This window comes from Vogesella urethralis, assembly GCF_007644045.2.
Classification (GTDB): Bacteria; Pseudomonadota; Gammaproteobacteria; order Burkholderiales; family Chromobacteriaceae; genus Vogesella; species Vogesella urethralis.
The window spans coordinates 1-258 of record NZ_VMDW02000035.1; the positions used below are offsets into that span (position 1 = coordinate 1).

At 41.5% G+C, this 258-nt stretch carries 1 pseudogene; it reads left to right on the top strand.

What is annotated here, in order from left to right:
• Window positions 1-185: pseudogene (locus tag FLQ03_RS01335) on the top strand (hypothetical protein); the annotation flags it as partial.
• Between the last annotated feature and the right edge of the window lie 73 nt (window positions 186-258).

Here is a 258-nt window from a genome sequence, read left to right on the forward strand (position 1 = left end):
GTAAAACCTATCCGATTGCCGCGTCCATTATCAATAGCGGCGGTAATCTCGGCGGATTTGTTTGCCCGATGCTGGCAGGTTATCTGCTGGATAAAACAGGTAGTTTTAATACCGTGTTTATTTATTTCGGTATTTGCGCAGCCATTGGCTTAATAATGATTATGCTGCTGGAAGAGCCGAAATAAAACATTAAATCTCTCTTGTCCTAATGGAGTAAATGTATGCTACTGAAAAATAAAGTCGCCGTTATTACCGGCG